Below are 21302 nucleotides of genomic sequence, written 5' to 3'. Positions count from 1 at the left end.
AACGTGATAGTAAAGTGTGAAGACAAATAACTCAACCATCGATCGGGCGGCCATGGTTGCGAATGCGGAATCCCGGTTCGGGGGTACTGCCGGGACCGGTCGGGCGCCCGGCGCGGACGTACTCCTCGACGTGCGTTGCGCTGTCGTGCTGGCCGGCGGCGGTGAACGACCGCAGGAGGGCGGCGGCGTCGGATTGGCTGGCGTGGGCGGCGAGGGCGGCGAGTTTGGTCTCCCAATAGGCGGTGATGTCGATGGCGGTGGTGATGTCCGCGTCGTCGACGGCCATCTCCTCGGGTGGCAGCCAGACGTCGGGGCCCAGCGCGGCGCGCGCGGCGCGGGTCAGCGAGGCCAGTCGACTCCGGGACAGCGCGATGTAATGCAGCTGGGGGGCCGGGAACGCCGGAGTGGCTGACAGTGTCCGTAGGGCGGCGCTGACCAGGTCGTGGGTGCGGATGTGGTCGGGGTGTCCGGAAAATCCGTTGGGCGGGTAGGTGAGCAGGACGTCCGGTCGGTGCGCGCGGAGCAGCCCGGCGAGTTCGCGCACCATGGTCGGCAGTGGGCGGCGGCTGAACGCCTCCGGTGGCGGCAGAGGGTCGGCCTCGCCGGGGATTCCGGAGTCGGGGTAGCCGAGCATGATGAGATCGCCAATGCCCAGGGTGGCCGCAGCGGCGTCCAGTTCGCGTGAGCGGTGCGCGGCGACGCGGCGTGGGTCGTGGCCGGGATGACCGGGTTTGGCCCCCTTCGCGTCGTCGCCTTGGCTGCCGTCGGTGCAGGTGATCAGGACGGTGCGCCATCCGGTTGCGGCGTAGCGGGCCAGCGTGCCCCCGGTTTGGCTGGATTCGTCGTCGGGATGGGCGTGGACGGCCATCAGCACCGGAGTGCGCCGCGGCGAGGCGTGCTCGTTCATCTCGTCAGCCACCTTTCAGAGCCGCAAACCATATGAACAAACAAATCAACGGAGCGATGGAATATCATGTCTGCGCTCGGTAGGCTGGTGTGGTGAAGACCAGGGTCTACAACCAAAACTGCCCCATCGCGCGCGGCCTCGACGTCATCGGCGAGCGGTGGACCCTGCTCATCGTGCGCGAACTCGTCGGTGGTCCCCGCCGCTACAGCGACTTGCGAGCCGAACTTCCCGGTATCGCCACCAATCTGCTGGCGCAACGACTCAAGGAACTTCAAGAAGCCGGCCTGATCGATCGCACCGACCTACCCGCCCCGATCGGGCGCACCGTGTACACCCTCACCGACACGGCCTGGGAGCGCGTGCTGCCCATCGTGCGGGCCGTCGCCCGGTTCGGCCTGGACAAGCTCGATCCCACCGACAGCAGCGCTATCACGCCGCTCAACGGGTTCCTGGCAGGGCTGCTGCTGGCCTTTGATCCGGTCGCGGCCGCCCAACTCGACGCCACCTATCGCATCGACATCGACGGCCGCCGGTTCGACTTCGCCGTCGCCAACGGGCATCTGACCAGCGCGCACCGCGAACCCGATGTCACCGTCACCGCCGCCGCGGCCGACCTCATCGATACCCGCCTCGGCGATGACGCCGCCGCCCGCAAAGCGGCGCTGCGCCGCATCCATTTCGAAGGCACCGCCGAAGCCGTGGACGCCATGCGCGACGCCTTCGCCCTGCACGGCTAGCACGATCACCTCGAGTGGGTGACCTCAGGCGACGATGGCACGGCGGTCTCCCTCGGTAGAGATGCTGGAAATGGCTTGGTGATAAGTCCTTCCGCGGCTCAGTCCCATCGCCTGGCCGAACCAGCGATTGCGGGCCAGCAAGGTGATGATGAGGTCGCCCAGGCTCGAGGACACCGCCTCGGTGACGAGCAGCACTGTGACGATCGGTGGGAGCACCAGGCGGCGCTTGCCGCGACGAACGGCGGTGACCACGGCGCGGGCCACGTCATCGGCTGACAGCGGCGTCAGATAGCGATGTCGGCCGTGTTCCACGTCAGAGGCGAGGTCAGAACGGATGCCGTGTACCGACGGTACGACCGTATTCGCATCCTGTGTACCGTTGGTACATGACATCGGGACGAACACTGCTGCTCGACGCAGCACGCGAACTGCTGATGGCGCAGCCGCGGCACGAGCCGAGTACGCGTGACTTGTATGAGGCGGCAGGCGTTGCCGCTCCGACTCTGTACCACCACTTCGGGACGAAGGAAGGCCTTCTGGACGCGGTGGCCGAGCAGGCGTTCGGCGAGTACCTGAAGCGCAAGCAGAGCATGCCTCGATCTGGGGATCTGATCGCCGATTTCGGTGCTGGCTGGGATCTCCACATCGAGTTCGGTGTGGTCAACCCTGTCCTTTACACGTTGATTTATTCGCCGGGGCGGACGAGTACCGCGGCTGTGACCGCCGATGAACATCTCCGATCATCCCTGCAACGGATGGACGACGCAGGCCTACTCCAGGTTGAGGTCGATACCGCTGCGGTGATGACGACGGGGATGGCCGTGGGGTGCGTATCGCAGCTCAACCGTCTGCACCGCGCCGTCACCGATCCGGCGGCGGTGGCGACGCGGGCTGCGCTCATCAGCGCGCTCACCGGAAGCACATCAAGCCAGCCGACGACAACGCCGGAACAAGCGGCCCGACTACTCATCAGCCACATCGCGGCGCGCAACGTGCAGTTCACGGCTCCCGAGGCTGCGCTATTGACCCAGTGGCTTCGCCACATTGCAGACCCCGCTACCGCCACGGCACAGAAAGCGCACTGACCATGAGCGGAACAACCAGTCCCACGCAGTACAGCCCCAACCTCGCCCTCGGTGGTGTCACCGTCCCCAGGATGGGCTACGGCGCTATGCAACTGACCGGCCCCGGCGTCATCGGACTCCCCGAGGATCCGAACGCCGCCATTGCGCTCCTACAACACGCTGTTGAACAGGGCGTGCGGTTCTTCGACACCGCCAATGCCTACGGGCCCCGCACCGTCAACCAGCTCATCGGTCGAGCGCTCGCGCCATTCCGTGACGACGTCATCATCGGCAACAAGGTCGGAGCGACCCGCGGTCCGCGCGGCGAGTGGCTCACAGACAGCCGCCCCGCCTCGATCCGCTCGCAGGTCGAAGACGCATTGCTCGACCTCCGGACCGAGCGAAGCCCGCTCACCTACCTCCGTCTCTGGGGCGACAGCGAAGGTCGCGCCGGCTCCATCGGCTCGGACGTCCCTCTCGAGGACAGCCTCGGCGTACTGGTCGAGCTCCGCGACGAGGGCAAGATCGATCGCATCGGCGTCTCCGGAGCCACCTCCGAGCTGCTTGCCCAGGCGCAACGGCTGACACCAATCACCGCCGTACAGAACCGCTACAACCTCATCGACCGTTCCGGGGTCGAGGTCCTCGACGCGTGCGAGCAGAACGGCATCGCTTTCGTGCCGTACTTCCCCTTGGCCACCGGAGGCCTTTCCGAGATCCCAGCCCTGGCAGAGCCCGCGCGTCGCCTCCAGGTCTCCGAGTCGACCATCGCGCTCGCGTGGTTGCTCCGACGCTCACCGGTCGCCGTACCGATCCCGGGAACCAGATCGCTCGGCCACCTCGACGAGAACCTTCGCGCCCTAGACACCGCCCGGGAACTCACCGACTCAGAAGTCGATGACTTGACCGCGACGGAAGACGAATCGGACGCCGCGCTCGCGCAGATGCCGACCCGCATGCTCGACGCGCTGCGACGACCCAGGGTCTGAGCCGGCGAGCGAGCGACGGTGCCCCCGCCGCCTCCCAGCCGCTGACGCCCGAGGCCCGCGTCCCGGTGAAGGATGGTCATGGCTGGTGTCCCAGCCGAGCACCCGTCGGGGCCTGGTGTTGATCTTCTCCGCGATGCGATCCAGGTCCGTCTGCTGATCGATGCGGTCGTGACGTGAACCGGGACAGGTCGGATTGACTTGTGCGACAGGGGTACTCAGCGCATGGTTCACGGCCGCGATCGGACGGACGAGAGTGGTGCCGAGGACCTGCTTGAGCGGATTCATCTTCGCGGGATCTTTTCTCGAGTTGGTGATGACGACCCGGAGCCCCGGGTCACGTCAACTCGCGGCGCAGTAGTTTTCCCGACGGGGTGCGGGGAAGTTTGTCGATGAACGTGACGTCGCGGGGAACCTTGAACCGCGCCAGGTTGTCCTTCACATACTGGCGGACTGTGTCCGCGTCCAACGTGGTGTCGGGCCGAGCTACGACGAACGCGGCTAGGCGCTGCCCGAAAACGTCGTCGGGGACTGCGACGATCGCGGCCTCGTCGATGTCGGGGTGCGCATAGAGCAATTCTTCGACCTCGCCGGGGAAGACGTTTTCTCCCCCGGAGACGATCATGTCGTCATCGCGACCGTCAACGAATAGCCGACCATTGGCGTCCCAGTGCCCAACGTCGCCACTGGACAGCAGACCGTCGATGACCTTCTTACCGCCGCCCCCGGAGTACCCCTCGAACGACAGCGCGCTGCCCACATAGACCGTGCCGCGGACGTGCGGCCGGGTGACGGGCTGATCGTGATCGTCGTAGAGCCGGACCCGGGTCGAGCGCGGCGGTTTGCCCACCGTTCCCGGGGCGGCAATCCAATCCCAGGGAGTGGCCACGGCGGCCACCCCGACCTCGCTGGCTCCGTAGAGGTTGTAGAGCACCGGGCCGAACTGGGCGATCGCCCGATTGCCGGTCTCGATCGGCAGCGTCGAGCCGGCGCAGAAGATCACCGATAGCGTTGAGGTGTCGTACTTGTCCAATATGTCGGCGCCGAGTCCCAGGATCCGACGCAGCATGGTAGGCACCAACACCAAGGTGGTGCACCCATGGGCGTCGATCGCCTGCATGGTCTGCTCGGGATCGAACCGGCGCCGCATTATTGTCGTGGTACCCAGCGTTAATGACAGCAGAAACTGGCTCAGTGCCGTGCCATGAAACAGCGGCGCGGCCAAAAACGTCGTGCCCTCGAACGGAAGCGGTATCCGGTCGAGGAACTGCACCGCCGCCAGCGGAGAACGGACGGTGCGCTCGGCTCCCTTGGGGGTACCGGTGGTGCCGCCGGTCAGCGCGATCAGCGCCCCTGGCCGCGCTGGCCGGGGCGGGCGGCCGGCACCAGCGTGTCGGTCGATCAAATCGGCAAGGGCCGTACCGCTTGTCCCCGTGCCGGATTCGGCATCTGCGGCGATAGGCAAGACCGAGTCGGGGAGATGCGCCAGCGCGCCCGCGAACTCGGTGTCGTGGATGACGACGGTCACCCCTTCCCGCACGGTCACCTCGCCCAGTTCGCGGGCGCTGAGACCGGTGTTGAGCAGGACCAGCCGCGCACCGATCTTGCTCGCGCCCATCATGGCTTCGATCAGTCCGCAACGATCGCGACACAGGGTCCCCACCGTCGTCGAGGGTCCGTACCCTCGCTCCAGCAAGCCCAGGGCCAGAGCGTCACTTCGCTGGTCGAGTTGGGCGAACGTCATCAACCGGGTCTCGTCGACGACGGCGAGGCGGTCCGGGCACCTGCGGGTGGCGATCCGAAGGGGACCCGCGATGGGGCCTAAAGACCGAATGTCGCTGACTGCCTTGATGATCCGATCTGGTCGTCGGTACTCGATCAGGCCCGACCGCCCCAGCACCATGGCCGACCGGCCGTTGTCCAGCAGGGCTCTGGCCCGATCGAACACGGCAGTCATCGCTACCGGTCCTTGCTCAACAGACCCTTGGCCACGTGGGTGATCTGCACTTCGTTGCTGCCTGCGTAGATCATGAGTGACTTGGCGTCACGTGCCAGCTGCTCGACGCGATACTCGGCCATATAGCCGTTGCCACCGAAGAGCTGAACCGCGTCCATGGCCACCTCGGTCGCGGTCTCCGACGAATACCACTTCATCGCAGATGCCTCCCCGATGGACGGCAGCTTGCCCGCCTGCAGACGTTCGAGTGTCTGAAAGACCATGTTCTGGACGTTCATCCGAGCCACCTCCATCTTCGCCAGCTTGAGCTGGATTAGCTGGAACTGCCCGATCTCCTTGCCCCACAGCGTTCGAGACTTCGCATAGTCGACGCACAGGCGGTGGCACTCGTTGATGATCCCCAGCGACATCGCCGCGATGCCCATGCGCTCGGCGACGAAGTTCGCGCGTGCGCTGTCCCGGCCGTCGCCGCCCTCGTGGTTCTCGGTCTCCCCGAGCAATCGATCTGGGCCAAGCCGTACGTTGTCGAAGAACAGTTCACCGGTCGGAGAGGACATCATTCCCATCTTCTTGAACGCCTTGCCCTGGGTCAGGCCGGGCATCCCCGCGTCGAGGACGAAGGTCAGGACCTTGCGGTTGCGCTTGTCCACCGCCTGGTCGCCCTCGTCCAACTTTGCGTAGACGATGATTACATGCGCATCCGGACCGTTCGTGATGAACGTCTTCTGCCCGTTTAGGAGGTAATCGGCTCCATCTCGTCGGACGTAGGTCTTCATGCCGCCGAACGCATCTGAACCGGCATCCGGCTCGGTAATCGCCCACGCCGCAATCTTTTCCAGTGTCATCAATTCGGGCAGCCAGCGTTCCTTCTGCGCCAACGTGCCCCGGCTCGCGATGGTGGCCGCGCCCAGTCCCAGGCTGACGCCCACCGTGCTGAGCAGACCGATGCTGACCCCGGCCAGTTCCGACACCAGAGCAGCGCCCATCGATGCCTGGGCACCAATGGCGCCGAAACCGCCGGACTTTGCGCTTTTCGCGCTCTCCTGCGGCGCTGCGGCTGCCTTGTCACGCTCCTTCTCGAGCATCGTCTTGACGGCGTCGGCAGCCATCGCGTCGAGGCCGAATTCGCTGAACAACTTGCGCGCTATCGGATACGGCGACAGTTCGCCGCTCTCGAGCTCGTCCAAGTGCGGACGGATCTCCTTGGCGATGAACGCGCGCATCGTGTCGCGCATGATGATGTCGGTGTCAGACCATTCGAACATCGGTGGCTCCTCTGTGCGCCGGGCAGATGGATCAGTGGGGTAGCCGGGCAGCGATGTCGTCGATCTCCCAGACCGCGTCGGTTTCGATGGTCTCGACGTCGTGCCAGCCGGCAAGCCGCGAGATCGCCCCGCCCTGAACGGCATACATCCGCCCGGTGATCGGGCATTTCTCCGTCGCGAGGTAGGCAACCAGCGGTGAGATGTTCGCGGGACCGAAGAGGTCGGCCTTGCCCTCTTCCGGTTCGCCCATCAGCGCGCCCATCCCCGGGGTGGCCAGGGTCAGTCTGGTTCTGGCGATCGGCGCAATGGCGTTCACCCGGACTCCGTAGCGTTCGAGTTCGTCGGCGGCGACCAAGGTCATCGCCGCGATTGCGGCCTTGGCGGAGCCGTAGTTGACCTGTCCGGCGTTCGGCAGCGTCGTCCCCGACGCCGATGCGGTGTTGATGACCGACGCGTGTGGTTGATTGCCCGCCTTGGACTGCGCCTTCCAGTACTCCGCAGCGTGGCGAAGAACGCAGAAGTGCCCTTTCAAGTGAACCGCGATCACCGCGTCCCAATCCGCCTCGGACAGTGTGGCGATGAAACCGTCGCGCAGGATGCCCGCGTTGTTCACCACCACGTCGAGCCTGCCGAAGTCGTCGATCGCCTGTCGGACGAGGCTCCTCGCGCCATCCCAGGTGGCGACGTTCTCGGTGTTCCACACCGCGTGCCCCCCCGCCGCGGTGATCTCGGCGACGACCTCCTGCGCCGGGCCGTCGTCGATGCCCTCGCCGGAGTTACTGCCGCCCAAATCGTTGACGACGACGCTGGCGCCTTCGCGCGCGAACAACAGCGCGTGCTCGCGGCCGATGCCGCGCCCCGCACCGGTGATGACCGCCACCCTGCCTTCGAGCGCTCCCATGTCATGCCTCTCTGATCTCGGCCAGGCCGTCAGTGATTGCCTTCTCGTCGCCGTGCGCCAATCGGACGGTTTCGAACGCGTAGGTCGTCACACCTTCGGCGGCGCTCTTCTTCCAGATCCGTGTTTCGAGGTCGTCGCCGGGAAGCACCATCTTGGAGAACCGGACAGCGAATCGCTTGAGGCGGCTGACGTCTGAATCGGCCACCTCGGTCAGCACTGCCCACGACGTGAACGCCATCGTGCAGAGGCCGTGGACGATGATGCCGGGCAGCCCCGCGTCCTTCGCGACGTCCTCGTCGAGGTGAATCGGCATCGGATCACCGGACGCCGACGAGTACCGGAACGTTTGATCGTCGTCGATGTGTTGGACCACGGTGGCGACAGGGGTCTGCGCGTGCAGACTCTCGTCGAACTTGTGCTCGGGACTCAGCACACCGATGGCCTTGCCCGCGTCGAAGCCCCGGATGAACGTCGTCACGTACTGCTCGTTGACCAGTTCACCGTCCTCCGTGCGGCATTCGAGCTTGATGGCCGCGCGGGTTCCGTTCGGCAATCCCTCGTAGCCGATCATCTTGCCGCGCGACACCAATTTGTCGCCCGGCCTGATCGGCCGGCGAAAGTGGAAATCCTGCTCCCCGTGCACGACCCGAGGAATCAACTCGACCGGCAATACATCCACGGCGGGCATCATCAGCGACTCGAACACCGGAACGATCGCGAAAACCGGCGGTGCGACCTCGCCGGCGCGATGGGCCGCGATCGGGTCGTTGGTCGCCGCGGCGTATTCGGCGAGCCGTTCGACGGTGACCTCGAAGCGGTCCTCGTCGGTCCAGGTGTCCAGGCCGCTGTCGTCGAATTCCAGGTCCGCGTTCAACGATGCGCTCATGCGTGCGCCGAGGCTAGGGCGTCGAGCTTGGCGAGGCTCTCGTCGAGTTGCTTGCGACCATCCTTTTCGACGGCCTTGCCGAGCGCTCCCTTGATCATCGCGCCCTCGAAGTCACCTTCGACGGTGAACGTCGAACCCGCCCCCTGCGGAGTGACGGTGAAGACGAACCGCGCCTTGGCCCCTGCCATGCCGGTTCCGCTGAGCGCCAGGGTATTTGGCGCGTCGACGGTCTCGACGGTCCATTCGATCTTGTTGGCCATGCCGAGCATGACGATCTTGGCGGCCACCCTCGTCCCCTGGGTCAGCTGCTCGCCGGGTTCCTCCATCCACTTCTCGTGCACGGTGAACCACTTGTCCCAGGTGCGCGGGTCGACGACGGTAGCCCACACCGCATCGGGACTGGCCGCGAGGTCCTTGGTTGCTTCGATGTGTCCCATGTTTCTTCTCCTTCGGTGAGGCGTTCGGGTGAGGTGGTCAGCGTTCGGCGCGCTGGTAGGCGGTGACGACGGCGGCGCCACCGAGGCCGATGTTGTGCTGCAGGGCAGCCGTCACGTTGTCGACCTGACGCTTGTCGGCGGTGCCGCGCAGCTGCCAGGTCAACTCTGCGCACTGCGCCAACCCGGTCGCGCCGAGCGGATGACCCTTAGAGATCAGTCCACCCGACGGGTTGACCACCCAGCGTCCGCCGTAAGTGGTGTCGCCGTTGTCGATGAGCTTGTGCGCTTCGCCTTCACCGCACAGTCCCAGTGCCTCGTAGAGGAGCAGCTCGTTGGCCGAGAAGCAGTCGTGCAGCTCGATGACCTGGAAGTCCGACGGCCCCAGCCCAGACTGGTCGTAAACCTTTTGCGCGGCTTCGACATTCATGTGGTAGCCGATGAGCGCCTTGCAGGTGCCGTCGAAGCTGTTCTCGAAGTCGGTGGTCATGGCCTGCCCGACGATCTCGACCGCTTGAGCCGCCAGCCCGTGCTTGTCAACGAACGCCTCGCTGGCCAGGATTGCCGCACCGGAGCCATCCGAGGTCGGCGAGCATTGCAGCTTGGTCAGCGGGTCGTAGATCATCCTGGCGGCCAGGATGTCGTCGAGGCTGTACTGTTCCTGGAACTGGGCATACGGATTGTTCACCGAGTGCTTGTGGTTCTTGTAGCCGATCTTCGCGAAATGCTCAGCGGTGCTTCCGTATTGCTGCATGTGCTCGCGCCCCGCGGCGCCGAACATCCAGGGCGCGGGCGGGAATCGGACCTCCGAAATCTCGGCCATGGCGAGCATGTGCCTCTCCATCGGCTGGGCGCGGTCGTCGTAGGTCGACCCGAGCGATCCCGGCTGCATCTTCTCGAATCCGAGGGCCAGCGCGCACTGCGCAAGGCCACCGCGAATCGCCCTGGCTGCGAGGTACAGCGCGGTGGACCCCGTCGAGCAGTTGTTGTTGACGTTGACGACCGGGATGCCGGTCAACCCCAGCTCATAGACTGCCCGCTGGCCCGAGGTCGACTCGCCGTACACATAACCGACGTAAGCCTCCTCGACCTCCCGGTAGTCGATGCCGGCGTCCTCTAAAGCCTTCGTGCCCGACTCGCGGGCCATGTCGGGATAGTCCCAGCCCTCCCGACGCCCAGGCTTCTCGAACTTCGTCATTCCGACACCGATGACGTAGACCTTGTTCGGCATTCCGCTTCTCCTGCCACATCGCCCGACATGCGTGACGTTCCGACACAGAACATACCAAACGGAATGTATCTGTCAAACGGCGTCTCTTGCCTCTCGCCCACCGGGGGCCGAGGGGTCACCCAACTGGGAGCTAGTCGGCCGCTTCGGCCCGCAGGGTCTGCAGGAGGGGCCCTCGGAGTTGGGCGCAGACGCGGTCCCAGCGGCGCCTGGTCCGCGCCGAGTCCTGATCTACGAAGCTGGCGACCAAGATCCCCCGCAGTGCGTCCATCGCCGTATAGGCGATGTCGCGCAACTCCTTGGGAGCGGGGCGATCCGGTACCAGCTGACTGATGGCGGCGACGAGCGTGCTGTTGACGATCGGCTCGACGCGAACGATCTGGCTCGCCAGCACCGGATCGGTGCGCGCAGCTACCCAAAGTTCCATCGTGGCAACGAATATCGGCCCTTGGTGGGCCTCCCAAATGTAATCCAGGATCATCGCCGCCGGATCGGCACTACCATGCACCCGCCCCGCTTCCCGTATGGCTGACTGGGCGCGCTGCTGCGCGAGGTGCTCGATGGCGGCCACCACGAGATCCTCTTTGGAGCCGAAGTGGTGGACCTGCGCGCCCCGGGTGACGCCTGCCCTCTCCGCGACACGTTGGGTCGTCGTGCCCGAGTAGCCGTAGGAGATCAGACATTCCACGGTGGCGTCCAGGAGCCGGTTCCGCATCGCCGTGCTGCGCTCGGCCTGGGTTCGCCGGACACCGGTATTCGTCATGGACCAAATATACCGGGCGCACATTCCGCGGGTTGGCCCATAAACATACGGCCAGGAATGTACTTAAGTATTGGCAGAGCTGGCGCCGATGGATTCGGCGGCCTTGGGTGCGTCGATCGAACCTTCTCATCCGGCACGGTCTTGCAATTTCTGGCCGAGTGGGCGCAACCGCTGTCGAACCCGCGCTCGACACGCCGAATTAGCCGAGCGGGAGCGACTACTCGCGCGCACACGTTATGTCGCATACCGGCGCCGTACGTCTCCAAAGCCTCGACGAACCCGCTCGGCCGGGGCGGCCCCTGGTCACGCGTTCGGGGTGCTCGGCGCTGTTTTGCGTGCGGTGAGTCGTTCCCAGTTCCCGGACGCGATGGCGGTCCGCTTGGCTTCGGTTGCCGGGAGGTTTTCGATGAACGTTCTTGCTGCGCCGCCGGAGTTGTCGATGTAGGGATAGTCCGTCGCGGTCATGATCCGGTCCGTGCCGACGACTTCGGCCGCCCAGCGGAAGTAGCGTTCGCTGAGGATACCGCTGCCGGTCACCCAGACGTTCTGGCGCAACACTTCCGACAGGGGGCGCTGCAGGTGCAAGCCGGTCTGTTCGAGGGTCGGCTGCCACCGTTCGTGGTAGAACAGCACAAGCTCGCCCCAATGACCAAGGACCACTTGCAAATCGGGAAACCTGTCGAAGACACCACCGATTGCCATGCGCAGGAACTGAATTCCGGTTTCGTAATGCCAGCCGATCGCCGGTGAGGACAGCACGAAGTCCAAATCGCCTAAGCCCGAGTAGTAGGCGTCGCGGACCGCCGCAGTGGGCACTTGCGGGTGTATGTAGATCGGTGCCCCGAGTCGTTCAGCAACCCCGTACAGGTCATCGAAGACGCGGTTTTCCATGCTCAGGTCGCCGGTGCGTCCGTTGATCAGCGCCCCGGGGAACCCGAGTGTGCTTACGGCGCGTTCCAATTCGGCGGCGGCCGCCGCCGGGTCCGGAGTGGGGACCGCTGCGAAGCCTTGGAACCGGTCGGGATGCGCGGCAACGGCGTCGGCGAGCGCGTCGTTGGCGTGCCGGGCCATGCTTACCGCATCCGGTGCCGGAAGATTCTGCACGCCGGGCGAGTTGAGCGACAAGACTTGCACGTTGACGCCTTGATCGTCCATCGCGGCGATCCGCTGGTCGCCGAGGTCGAGCGCCGCCTGCTGCACGCGGCGCGTCCGCACGAGCACGCTGTCCGCCTCGTCATGTCCATCCGCAGCGTCCTCCCACACGTCCATGAACTCGGGAAGGACGAAGTGTTCTTCTAACGCGATGATCTTCATGCAGGTGCTGCCTTTCTCTCATGATCGGGTCGGACGGTCCGATCCGTTCTGTCGCTGTCCGATACCGGGTGAGTCGGTGTGGTAACTACTTCGCGGCGCTCCCTTGCTGTCGTGCTGCGAAAACCGCTCGCGCGTAGCGCTCGAGGACCGACGCCTGCTGTGCGGCGTCCGGTGGACCATCCATGTGCAGCCAGGTGTCGACCAGAGTCGTGATACCTCCGACGGCAAAAAGCGCTGCTTGCCGGTCAACGGTCGTTATTTCGTCGATGCCGCGGAGCCCGCTGAACAACCCGGAGAACACCCGCGCAAGGATCGCGGTGGTTTGTCGATGAGCGAGTGCGCGCAGCGCAATGACCACGTCTCGGTCACGCTGCATGAACGCCAGGAACGGGGTCAACCCTTCGCGCTGGACTGAGTCGACGAGCGCCTGGGCCGCCGACTCCGGTTCGGAGGGTGCCTCGTGCCCAGTGCCTTCGAGCATGCGGCGGACAAGCACCTCCGTCGCCAACTGGCCGATCGAGTCGTAATGCTTATGCAGCACTTGACGACTCAGCCCCGCGCGCTGCGCCACAGCGCTCATCGTCACCGGCGACGCCTCCTCGGCCAGGACGGTTAACGCGTCCTGCAGTGCGCTCCGAGTCCGGCGGATCCGCGGATCGGAACCGCCGGCGCTGTCAGACGACTTTGCCGTCTGATCCGGACTGTGTATTGCTGAGCCAGGCCCCATAGACCGATAGTTTACACATGACAATAATAAGACAACTGTAAACGATCGAGACGCGGCCCGTTAAGCACGCTGCCGGAGCTTGCGGTCGTGTCCCACCCTGCGGTCCCGGGCTCGACGGCGGCTTCCCCATGACGTCACCGACGGCATCTTGATACGTCAGTCGACAGCCACGGCTCGCACAAAGTTTGCAGTGAATTCCGTACACGTGGTGTCGATCTCAGGCAGCTCGATCACACCGGTGGTAGCCAGGGCCGACCGGCCGAGCATATGCAGCAGCATCGGGCCTATCAATTGTTGGATGAGCAACGGCGTGGGCGAATCGCGTATCCGTCCTCGCTGCACTTGTGTATCCAGCCATGTGCCAAGCACTTCCAGCATGCGAGGAATGACGTGGTGTGCAAGTGTCTGGACGGTCGGGCTGGTGGGACGGGCGAACACCTCGGCGAGGATCGCCGGGGCGACCCGGGGCTCGCGGTCCAGTGCTGTCGCCAGCGCGTGATACAGGCGCTGCACCGTAGCGGTCAGGTCGGCAGTGGCGGTGTCGAGGACATCCTCGAGATCGGGGATGGGGCTGTAGTGTTCGAATACGATCCGCAGCAGTTCGTCGCGGCCGCCGAAGGCCATGTACAGACTGTGGACCGCGCAATCGGCCCGGATGGCGATCGCCTCCAATGTGGCTGCAGCTAAACCGGACTCGCTGATGAGCGCGGCCGCCGCATCCAACGCCCGCGAGCGGACCGGCAACTGACCACCCGGATCCACCCCGGCAGCGCGGACAGCCTCGTCCAACGCCGCCCGGGTGCCGCCAAGGCGACGCAGCAGAGTGCTCCGCGAGATTCCGGCTTCACGTGCGATCGCCAGCACCGGCACGTCGGCGACATCCTTGCCCCGCCGCTCGGCGACCCGCACCGCGGCCTGGACCAGCTCATCGGGGACCACAATCGCGTCGGCGTCCAGCCGGCTGTCGAGGGCGGAGGGCGGCGCCGTCATGCTAAAAATTCCTGACACTAGATACAACTCGCAATTACTGTCTGTATCAGTTAGGTTAGCACGATGGGATGCTGCTCCACCGCTATACCGCCGCGGCGCGGCTAACCGCGACGGAACACCATGAAGAGGCTTTCGATCGGCCGGCGCCTCATGCGGGGGTGGGTGTTTCTCGTGGCGCTCGTCGTGATCGCCGCCGCGGGTTCGGGCGTCTATCGACTGCATCGCATCTTTGGCTCGAATAACAACACATCGACCCCTGGCCCCATCGGCAATGACGTCAACTACAACCCGAAGCACATCACCCTGCAGGTGTTCGGCGACCCCGGAACGGTGGCCACCATCAACTACCTTGACATCAATGTGCAGCCTCAGAAGGTGATGGATGCGCCGCTGCCGTGGTCGATGCAGATGGTGACCACCCAGCCGGGGGCCTTCACCAACCTTGTGGCGCAGGGCAACAGCGATTCGCTGGGCTGTCGCATCATCGTCGACGGCGAAGTCAAAGACGAAAGGATCGTCAACACCGTGAACGCCTATACGTTCTGCCTGGTGAAGTCCGCATGACCGATCATGACGAGCCGCGGCGTTCGGTGCCGGGGATGCTCCTACGGTTCTCGGTGCCGATCGCGGCTTTCTGGCTCGCCGTGGCTGTTGTCACGAATGTGTATGTCCCGCAACTGGAAAAGGTCGCCCAGGCCCACAACGTATCGCAGAGTCCCCAGGACGCGCCGGCGCTGCTGGCGAGTAAACGCATCGGCAAGGTGTTCAAGCAGTTCGATTCCGACAGCGCAGCCATGATCGTGTTGGAAGGCGATCAGCCACTGGGCGCCGCCGCGCACCACTACTACGACGGTCTGATCAAGAAACTCGCCCAGGACACCAAGCACGTCCAGCACATCCAAGATTTCTGGGGAGATCCGCTGACCGCCTCGGGCTCCCAGAGCGACGACGGCAAGGCCGCCCTAGTGCAGGTCAACCTCGCCGGTAACCAGGGCCAGTCGCTGTCCAATGAGTCCGTGGATTCGGTGCGCGACATCGTGAACCACTCGTCGCCGCCGCCGGGGGTCAAGGTCTACGTCACCGGTGCCGCCCCGCTGGTCACCGATCAGTTCGAAGTCGGCAGCAAAGGGACCTTGATGGTCACGCTGATCACCATCGCGGTGATCGTGGTCATGCTGTTCTGGGTCTACCGTTCCCTGGTCACCGCGATCCTCGTGCTGTTCACGGTGATGATCGAGCTGACCGCGTCGCGCGGAGTCGTTGCCCTGCTCGCCAATTCGGGAATCATCGGGCTGTCGACGTACTCGACGAATCTGCTGACGTTGCTGGTGATCGCTGCCGGGACGGACTATGCGATCTTCATCCTCGGCCGCTACCACGAAGCTCGTCATATCGGCCAAGACCGGCGGCAAGCCTTCTACACGATGTACCGCGGCACCGCGCACATCATCCTGGGCTCGGGCCTAACCGTCGTCGGCGCGGTGTTCTGTCTGCATTTCACCAGGCTCCCCTACTTCCAAACCATGGCCATTCCCGCAGCGACCGGCGTCCTGGTCGCGCTGGCAGCCGCGCTGACGCTCGCCCCCGCCGTACTGGCCGTCGGTCGCCATTTCGGTCTTTTCGACCCCAAGCGCGCGATGCGGACCCGCGGCTGGCGACGCATCGGTACCGCCATCGTTCGCTGGCCCGGGCCCATCCTCACCGCGACCGTCGCGGTGGCGCTCATTGGTCTTTTGGCGCTGCCGGGTTACACAACGAGCTACGACGCCCGCACGTACATGCCCGCCGACTCGCCGGCCAATCTGGGCTACGCCGCCGCCGAGCGACACTTTGGGGAGGCCCGACTCAACCCCGAATTGCTCATGGTCGAGGCCGACCACGATATGCGCAATCCCGCCGACATGCTTGTCGTCGAAAGGATCGCCAGAGCCATCTTCCATCTGCCTGGCATTCAGAAAGTGCAGGGACTCACCAGACCGCAGGGAGTGCCAATCGTCCACACCTCCATACCGTTTCAGATCAGCGCCGGAAACGTCGGCAGCGTCGAGAACCTGCAGTACCAGAAAGAGAGGGCAGACGACCTGCTGAAGCAGGCTGAGCAGATACGCCACACCGTCAGCATTTTGAATCAGCAGTACGCGCTTCAGAAGGACCTCGCTGCCTCGACCAACGCCGAGACCCAAAGCTTCCATGCGACCATCGGCACCATCAACGAGCTGCGCGACGAGATCGCCAATCTCGACGACTTCTTGCGGCCCATTCGCAGCTACTTCTACTGGGAAAAGCACTGCTACGACATCCCAGCCTGCTCGGCGTTCAGGAACATCTTCGACGCCATCGACGGCATCGACCAGCTCAGCGAGCAATTCACCACGCTCACAGCCAGTCTGGACAAGCTGGATGCGGGCCAACAAAAACTCGTGACACTGCTGCCACCCCAAATCGCCGACCAGGAAAAGAATCTCGGGCTGACGCTGTCCAACTATGCCACCAACGCGGGTATCAACGCACAGACACGGGCCAACACCGACAACGCGACCGCGCTCGGCCAGGCTTACGACGCCGCCAAGATCGACGATTCCTTCTACCTACCGCCCGAGGCCTTCAGCAACCCCGAGTTCCAACGGGGTCTTAAACTGTTCTTCTCGCCGGACGGCAAAGCCACCCAGATGATCATCACCCACGAAGACGATCCCGCCACCCCGCGGGGCATCGCCAGCATCGAGCCGATTAAAAATGCGGCCAAGGACGCGGTAAAGGGCACCATCTTGGCCGGCTCCCACATCTACCTGTCCGGCACCGCCGCGACCTACAAGGACATCCAAGAAGGCGCCACCTACGACCTGATGATCGCGGCAATGGCGGCGTTGAGCCTGATCTTCTTGATCATGCTGTTCATCACCCGAAGCCTGGTCGCCGCGATCGTCATCGTGGGCACGGTCGCACTGTCGCTGGGCGCCTCGTTCGGCCTGTCGGTGCTGCTCTGGCAGGACATCCTCGGCATCCAGCTGTACTGGATCGTGTTGGCGCTGGCCGTTATTCTGCTGCTAGCGGTGGGATCGGACTACAACCTGTTGCTCATCTCCAGGTTCAAAGAAGAAGTCCACGCGGGTATCAATACCGGGATCGTTCGCGCCATCGCCGGCAGCGGGTCAGTGGTCACTTCCGCGGGTCTCGTGTTCGCGGCGACCATGGCGTCCTTCGTGTTCGCCGACCTACGGGTGCTCGGCCAGATCGGAACCACCATCGCACTCGGTCTGCTGTTCGACACCTTGATCGTGCGCGCGTTCATGACACCATCTATCGCCGCGCTGCTCGGGCGCTGGTTCTGGTGGCCGTTGCGGTTGCGGCCCCGCCCGGCCAGCACGATGCTTCGGCCCTACGGACCGCGGCCCGCGGTGCGCCAGCTGCTGCTGTGGGAAGACGGCGACCCGGCGGTAACCCCCGACCGCACCGTCGCTCGCAAGGCATAGGAGCTGACAATGGTTTTCGGTTTGTATACCCTGCTCACGATAATCGCTGCTGCGCTCGGACTTACGTTTGCCGGTTGCGCGTACCTGTTCATCAGGCGGCTGGAGGATCGACACCCCGCTGCGTTGGGTGAGACAGTTGGCGCCCACAAGAGGGTGCTGGCTAAACTCCGGAAGCGCGAACCCATGTCGCAGGACGAAATCGATTACGCGCGCGAAATTGTCGCCGATTGCAGCTCCCCGCTCGCCTATGCGATACCCGCGACCCTTTTCGCGATGGCATGCTTTTATGTGTTCGGCTGTTTGCAGCAGCTGCACGGCGGCACACCATCGATTCGAACGTTCATCGGGGGGCTGCCCGCGATCGGAGCCACCAATATGACCGCGCAGCTGGTCAGGGTCGTGCAGCTGAAAGGGCGTCTACGACAGGCAGATACAGCCGCGCATGAGTCTCCCGACGTGTTGACCACGCCGTAGCTGACAGAACTGATCCAGATCGATCCGAACTCGGTCAGACTTCGATTCTGAGTTCCGCGACCTCCCGCTCGGCCAGCAGATCCGGCCGGCATAACCGACTCGAATCGGATGCCGTCGCCAGCGGGCCAAAGCGGGGAAGAGTTTAGGCGGCCGCGCCTGGGCGGTCCGCACGGACGCCGAGGACCGGCTGCCGACGACGGCCATGCCCCCACCCCGCATCCCAAGGCCAACGGCCCCTGTTGTCAGACCACACCAATTGCAGGGCACGGACACGTGGGCCCAAGAGCCCGACCGCGAACTTCAAGTGGACATCCGGATGCTCGACCTCGATCACTTCGACAAGAAATCTGCCCTGATAGTCGATATGCATCGCCGGTGCGAGCACCGTATCGTCTTCGACGATCGAGTGAGCAATGGAATTGAGCACGCGACAGCTCGTTTCAGCGGGCAGCCCCGTTATCAACAGTTCGGGTAGGCCCCGACTGTGTAACCCGACGGTGTAGGCGAAGGGTCGTTTTTCGCTCTCGACGTACTGAACCGCCCAACCGTGATCGCGGATCGTTGCGCGCAGTACGTCCAGGTAATCCTCGGTTGTGCCGCTTGGATTGTCGCATTGCCAGCACATCGCAGCTGCCTTTCGTAGTGGTTGCTTATCAGCATGCACGCACCCTCCGACAAGTCCCCGAACGATCCGCTCATTATCGAGACGCGCCTTGACACTGGACCTGGGAGCCCACCCGGCGCAGGGTATTTCGTCACCATGACGGTTTATCGCTGACCGGCTGGCGTGGTCTGGGAGTGGCCGCGGGGAGGGTACGCTTCCCACGATCTCTAGCGGTTCGATGGCCACTCAGCCCACCTCGCTGATTGCTCCTCGAGTTGCATGCGGGCGAAAGCATCGACCATCGTTTGAGCGAGGCGTTTCTGTCCGTTGAGGTTGGGGTGCGCGCGGTCGGGGGCCGCATACTTGTGGTCGAGGCGTGACGGCTCGGTTTCGGAACGGATTGCTGCGTCGAAGTCCACGAACTCATGGCCCGCGGTTCGGATCCAGTCGTTGACTGCGAGGCGGAAGCCTTCTCGGCGTGGGTCTATTGCGAGCTCCGGGTCCAATGGTGTGACGGTGGCGAGAATTACGGTGAGCCCTGCCATCTGGGCGCGATTGATGAGCTCCCGGTAACCGGCGATCAGTTGATCAAGTGTCGGCATCTCGTCCAGCGACGTGGTTCTGCCGGGAAGGCCCCAGTCATTGCTGTTGTAGGCGATGACCACGTGGGTGACGCCGTGGGTTGCGAGCACGTCGTCGTCGAATCGGGACAACCCGGATCGGCCCCACGACGGGGTGTGCGGCGGTGCGTCGAGGAGGATCCGATTGCCGGCGATGCCGCGGTTGACGACGGCGACCCTGGCATCGGCGGGAAGAAGGGCTGCGGTGTACTGCGGCCACCCCATGGCGGTGCTGGAGGCTCCGAGGCAGACGACCACCGCCTTCCCCTTGGCTGCGGCAACCTCGATGGTGCGCAGGAACGGGCCTCCGGCAGGCAGAGACCAGCCGGTCCGATCGAGCTCGGATGACTGCCCCGATTCATCGGCCTCCGGCGGCGTTGATCCTTCCAGCGGAAAGTTGGGTGATCCGACAAAGTCGCCCGGCAGTGATCGGTCGAATGCGAATCCGTTCGCTGAGGTGTAGGGCGTCGGCTCGGGCAGGTACAAATCGACAACAACGTCGTCTCCGTGGCTGACGGTCAGCTCGATCGGATCGGTCCACCGCGCGTCGCCGGCTGGAATCTCCGTCCAGTGCTGTCCGTCGAAGGTGGTCTCGAAGAACTGGCCGCCAACCCCGATCCCGGCCCGTCCGATCCGAACCGACTCGTCCCCAAAGCGATTGCTCAACTCGAACCGAACACAGCTGCCGCCGATGCTCGCGGGCACCGTCATGCGGACGGTGACACAGGCAAAGGGCGGCTCGTCCTCTTCACCGCGGAAATCCGTCATGGCCTGGGTCCACGTCGGCTGCCAAGTCACGCTGTCGTCGGTCTCATGCGTACTCACGGGGGCTTGCCTCATTCCCGCCCCGCATTGGTGAAGAACTCGGCGAGGCCGAAGGGTGCGCGATCGCCGAGCATGAGGTCCACGATTTCTTCCGCGGCCTTGGCGGCCTGAGCGCAGCGCGGGAACAGTGCTTGCTCGTATGCGGTGAACGCCGCTTCGACATCATTGGGGTGCGCCGCCATCGCCTGCCCGAGTTGGGCGCCGTCGACCATCGCCATGTTCGCGCCATCGCCAGAGGGCACCATCACGTGCGCGGCATCACCGATCAGGGTCACTCCGGGTACGCGGTCCCAGCGGTGCCCTTGAGGGAGTGCGAAGATCGCGCGGGGAACCAGCGGGGTGTCCGCGTCGGTGATCAGCGCCGTGAGCTCCGGCACCCATCCGTCGAACTCCGAGACGACCCGCGCCATTGCGGTGCTGGTGTCGGTGAAGTCGATGCTGCCGGTCCACTCCGCCGGACAGCGCACTTGCGCGTAGGTGTGAAGGGCGTCGGGTTCTCGATGTGCAACGATCGCGCGCCCTGGGGCGAGCGCATACATCGCGCCGTCACCGACCAATGAAGCGGTCGCGGAGTGCCGGGTGTCGGGGTCGTGCAGATAAGTCTCGATATAGGTGGTGCCGACGTACTGCGGCTCGGCAGCCGACAGCAGGGGCCGAACCTTCGACCAGGTGCCGTCGGCGCCGACGAGGACGGCGGCGGCGGCGGTAGATCCGTCCGCGAAGGTCAGGGCATATCGGCCGTCGCCAACGGGACCGATGTCGATGACTTTGTGTCCCCACCGGACCGTCCCATCGGGCAGCGAGTCGAGCAAGATCCGTCGCAGGTCACCCCGGAACACTTCGGGGCGCCCACCGGTGCCGTCATCAGGCTCCTCGAGTAGGACCGTGCCGTGCTGATCGAGCACCCGCGACGCCTGGGCGCCCTGATGGATGATCGCGCGGAACTCATCGGTGAGGTCCGCCGCTTCGAGCGCGACCTGCCCGTCGTGCTCGTGGATGTCGAGGTGGCCGCCCTGCGTGCGGGCGTCCGCTGAGGGCTCCGCCTCATAGACCGTGGCAGGGATACCGTGCACATGCAGGACGCGAGCCAGGGTGAGACCGCCGAGGCCCGCGCCGACGATCGTAACGGGCGCCGTCATCTTCATAC

General features: G+C 64.7%; 21 protein-coding genes. 6 read left to right on the top strand and 15 right to left on the bottom strand.

Annotated elements, in window-relative coordinates:
- Positions 1-31: 31 nt before the first annotated feature.
- Positions 32-907, bottom strand: coding sequence for a PIG-L deacetylase family protein (locus ACEL92_RS00575; RefSeq protein ID WP_374023747.1), 876 nt, complete (start codon positions 905-907; stop codon positions 32-34).
- Between the two features lie 92 nt (positions 908-999).
- On the opposite strand from ACEL92_RS00575, the gene ACEL92_RS00570 reads away from it, so the two are divergent.
- Complete coding sequence (locus tag ACEL92_RS00570; protein WP_374023746.1) at positions 1000-1644, top strand: winged helix-turn-helix transcriptional regulator; 645 nt, start codon at positions 1000-1002, stop codon at positions 1642-1644.
- A 24-nt stretch (positions 1645-1668) separates the two neighbouring features.
- On the opposite strand, the gene ACEL92_RS00565 is transcribed toward ACEL92_RS00570, so the two are convergent.
- The gene (locus ACEL92_RS00565) at positions 1669-2037 is read right to left on the bottom strand and encodes a hypothetical protein (protein WP_374023745.1); all 369 of its coding nucleotides are present in this window, start codon (positions 2035-2037) and stop codon (positions 1669-1671) included.
- Here ACEL92_RS00565 and ACEL92_RS00560 point away from each other — a divergent pair.
- Positions 2031-2729 (top strand): TetR/AcrR family transcriptional regulator, encoded by a 699-nt coding sequence (locus ACEL92_RS00560; RefSeq protein WP_374023744.1) that lies wholly within the window; start codon positions 2031-2033, stop codon positions 2727-2729. The genes ACEL92_RS00565 and ACEL92_RS00560 overlap by 7 nt on opposite strands.
- 71 nt (positions 2730-2800) lie before the next feature.
- Positions 2801-3697 carry an aldo/keto reductase gene (locus ACEL92_RS00555; RefSeq protein ID WP_374023743.1) on the top strand — a complete coding sequence of 299 codons (897 nt, stop codon included), beginning with the start codon at positions 2801-2803 and terminating at the stop codon, positions 3695-3697.
- Between the two features lie 334 nt (positions 3698-4031).
- On the opposite strand, the gene ACEL92_RS00550 is transcribed toward ACEL92_RS00555, so the two are convergent.
- From ACEL92_RS00550 to ACEL92_RS00505, 10 genes are all read right to left on the bottom strand, one after another.
- Complete coding sequence (locus tag ACEL92_RS00550; RefSeq protein WP_374023742.1) at positions 4032-5651, bottom strand: AMP-binding protein; 1620 nt, start codon at positions 5649-5651, stop codon at positions 4032-4034.
- A 2-nt stretch (positions 5652-5653) separates the two neighbouring features.
- A complete protein-coding gene (locus ACEL92_RS00545) occupies positions 5654-6916 on the bottom strand; it encodes an acyl-CoA dehydrogenase family protein (RefSeq protein WP_374023741.1) in 1263 nt (420 codons plus the stop codon).
- A gap of 31 nt (positions 6917-6947) precedes the next feature.
- Positions 6948-7817: an SDR family oxidoreductase gene (locus ACEL92_RS00540; RefSeq protein ID WP_374023740.1), complete on the bottom strand. Its 870-nt coding sequence runs from the start codon at positions 7815-7817 to the stop codon at positions 6948-6950.
- Between the two features lies 1 nt (position 7818).
- A complete protein-coding gene (locus tag ACEL92_RS00535; RefSeq protein ID WP_374023739.1) occupies positions 7819-8703 on the bottom strand; it encodes a MaoC/PaaZ C-terminal domain-containing protein in 885 nt (294 codons plus the stop codon).
- Positions 8700-9140 carry an SRPBCC family protein gene (locus tag ACEL92_RS00530; protein ID WP_374023738.1) on the bottom strand — a complete coding sequence of 147 codons (441 nt, stop codon included), beginning with the start codon at positions 9138-9140 and terminating at the stop codon, positions 8700-8702. The genes ACEL92_RS00535 and ACEL92_RS00530 overlap by 4 nt, the downstream gene beginning before the upstream one ends.
- 37 nt (positions 9141-9177) lie before the next feature.
- Positions 9178-10368 carry a lipid-transfer protein gene (locus ACEL92_RS00525; RefSeq protein ID WP_374023737.1) on the bottom strand — a complete coding sequence of 397 codons (1191 nt, stop codon included), beginning with the start codon at positions 10366-10368 and terminating at the stop codon, positions 9178-9180.
- Between the two features lie 130 nt (positions 10369-10498).
- Positions 10499-11128: a TetR/AcrR family transcriptional regulator gene (locus ACEL92_RS00520; protein WP_374023736.1), complete on the bottom strand. Its 630-nt coding sequence runs from the start codon at positions 11126-11128 to the stop codon at positions 10499-10501.
- A 303-nt stretch (positions 11129-11431) separates the two neighbouring features.
- Positions 11432-12442, bottom strand: coding sequence for an amidohydrolase family protein (locus ACEL92_RS00515; RefSeq protein ID WP_374023735.1), 1011 nt, complete (start codon positions 12440-12442; stop codon positions 11432-11434).
- 85 nt (positions 12443-12527) lie between these two features.
- Positions 12528-13013 (bottom strand): hypothetical protein, encoded by a 486-nt coding sequence (locus ACEL92_RS00510; RefSeq protein WP_374023734.1) that lies wholly within the window; start codon positions 13011-13013, stop codon positions 12528-12530.
- A 312-nt stretch (positions 13014-13325) separates the two neighbouring features.
- Positions 13326-14159, bottom strand: coding sequence for a TetR/AcrR family transcriptional regulator (locus ACEL92_RS00505; protein WP_374023733.1), 834 nt, complete (start codon positions 14157-14159; stop codon positions 13326-13328).
- A gap of 120 nt (positions 14160-14279) precedes the next feature.
- On the opposite strand from ACEL92_RS00505, the gene ACEL92_RS00500 reads away from it, so the two are divergent.
- The 3 genes from ACEL92_RS00500 to ACEL92_RS00490 are packed head-to-tail and all read left to right on the top strand — an operon-like array spanning position 14280 to position 18106.
- A complete protein-coding gene (locus ACEL92_RS00500) occupies positions 14280-14723 on the top strand; it encodes an MmpS family transport accessory protein (RefSeq protein ID WP_374023732.1) in 444 nt (147 codons plus the stop codon).
- On the top strand, positions 14720-17632 hold the full coding sequence (locus ACEL92_RS00495) for an RND family transporter (protein WP_374023731.1): 2913 nt from the start codon (positions 14720-14722) through the stop codon (positions 17630-17632). The genes ACEL92_RS00500 and ACEL92_RS00495 overlap by 4 nt, the downstream gene beginning before the upstream one ends.
- A gap of 9 nt (positions 17633-17641) precedes the next feature.
- Positions 17642-18106: a hypothetical protein gene (locus ACEL92_RS00490; RefSeq protein WP_374023730.1), complete on the top strand. Its 465-nt coding sequence runs from the start codon at positions 17642-17644 to the stop codon at positions 18104-18106.
- A gap of 142 nt (positions 18107-18248) precedes the next feature.
- Here ACEL92_RS00490 and ACEL92_RS00485 read toward each other — a convergent pair whose 3' ends face one another.
- From ACEL92_RS00485 to ACEL92_RS00475, 3 genes are all read right to left on the bottom strand, one after another.
- Entirely contained in the window at positions 18249-18770 is a 522-nt protein-coding gene (locus ACEL92_RS00485; protein WP_374023729.1) for a DUF4262 domain-containing protein, read from the bottom strand.
- Between the two features lie 167 nt (positions 18771-18937).
- Positions 18938-20155: a GDSL-type esterase/lipase family protein gene (locus tag ACEL92_RS00480; RefSeq protein ID WP_374023728.1), complete on the bottom strand. Its 1218-nt coding sequence runs from the start codon at positions 20153-20155 to the stop codon at positions 18938-18940.
- Positions 20156-20166: 11 nt separating this feature from the next.
- Positions 20167-21294, bottom strand: a complete 1128-nt coding sequence (locus ACEL92_RS00475) for an FAD-dependent oxidoreductase (protein WP_374023727.1) — start codon at positions 21292-21294, stop codon at positions 20167-20169.
- Between the last annotated feature and the right edge of the window lie 8 nt (positions 21295-21302).

The sequence above is a fragment of the Mycobacterium hainanense genome, assembly GCF_041890355.1.
Lineage (GTDB): Bacteria > Actinomycetota > Actinomycetes > Mycobacteriales > Mycobacteriaceae > Mycobacterium > Mycobacterium hainanense.
This window is presented reverse-complemented; position numbering and strand designations above follow the sequence as displayed.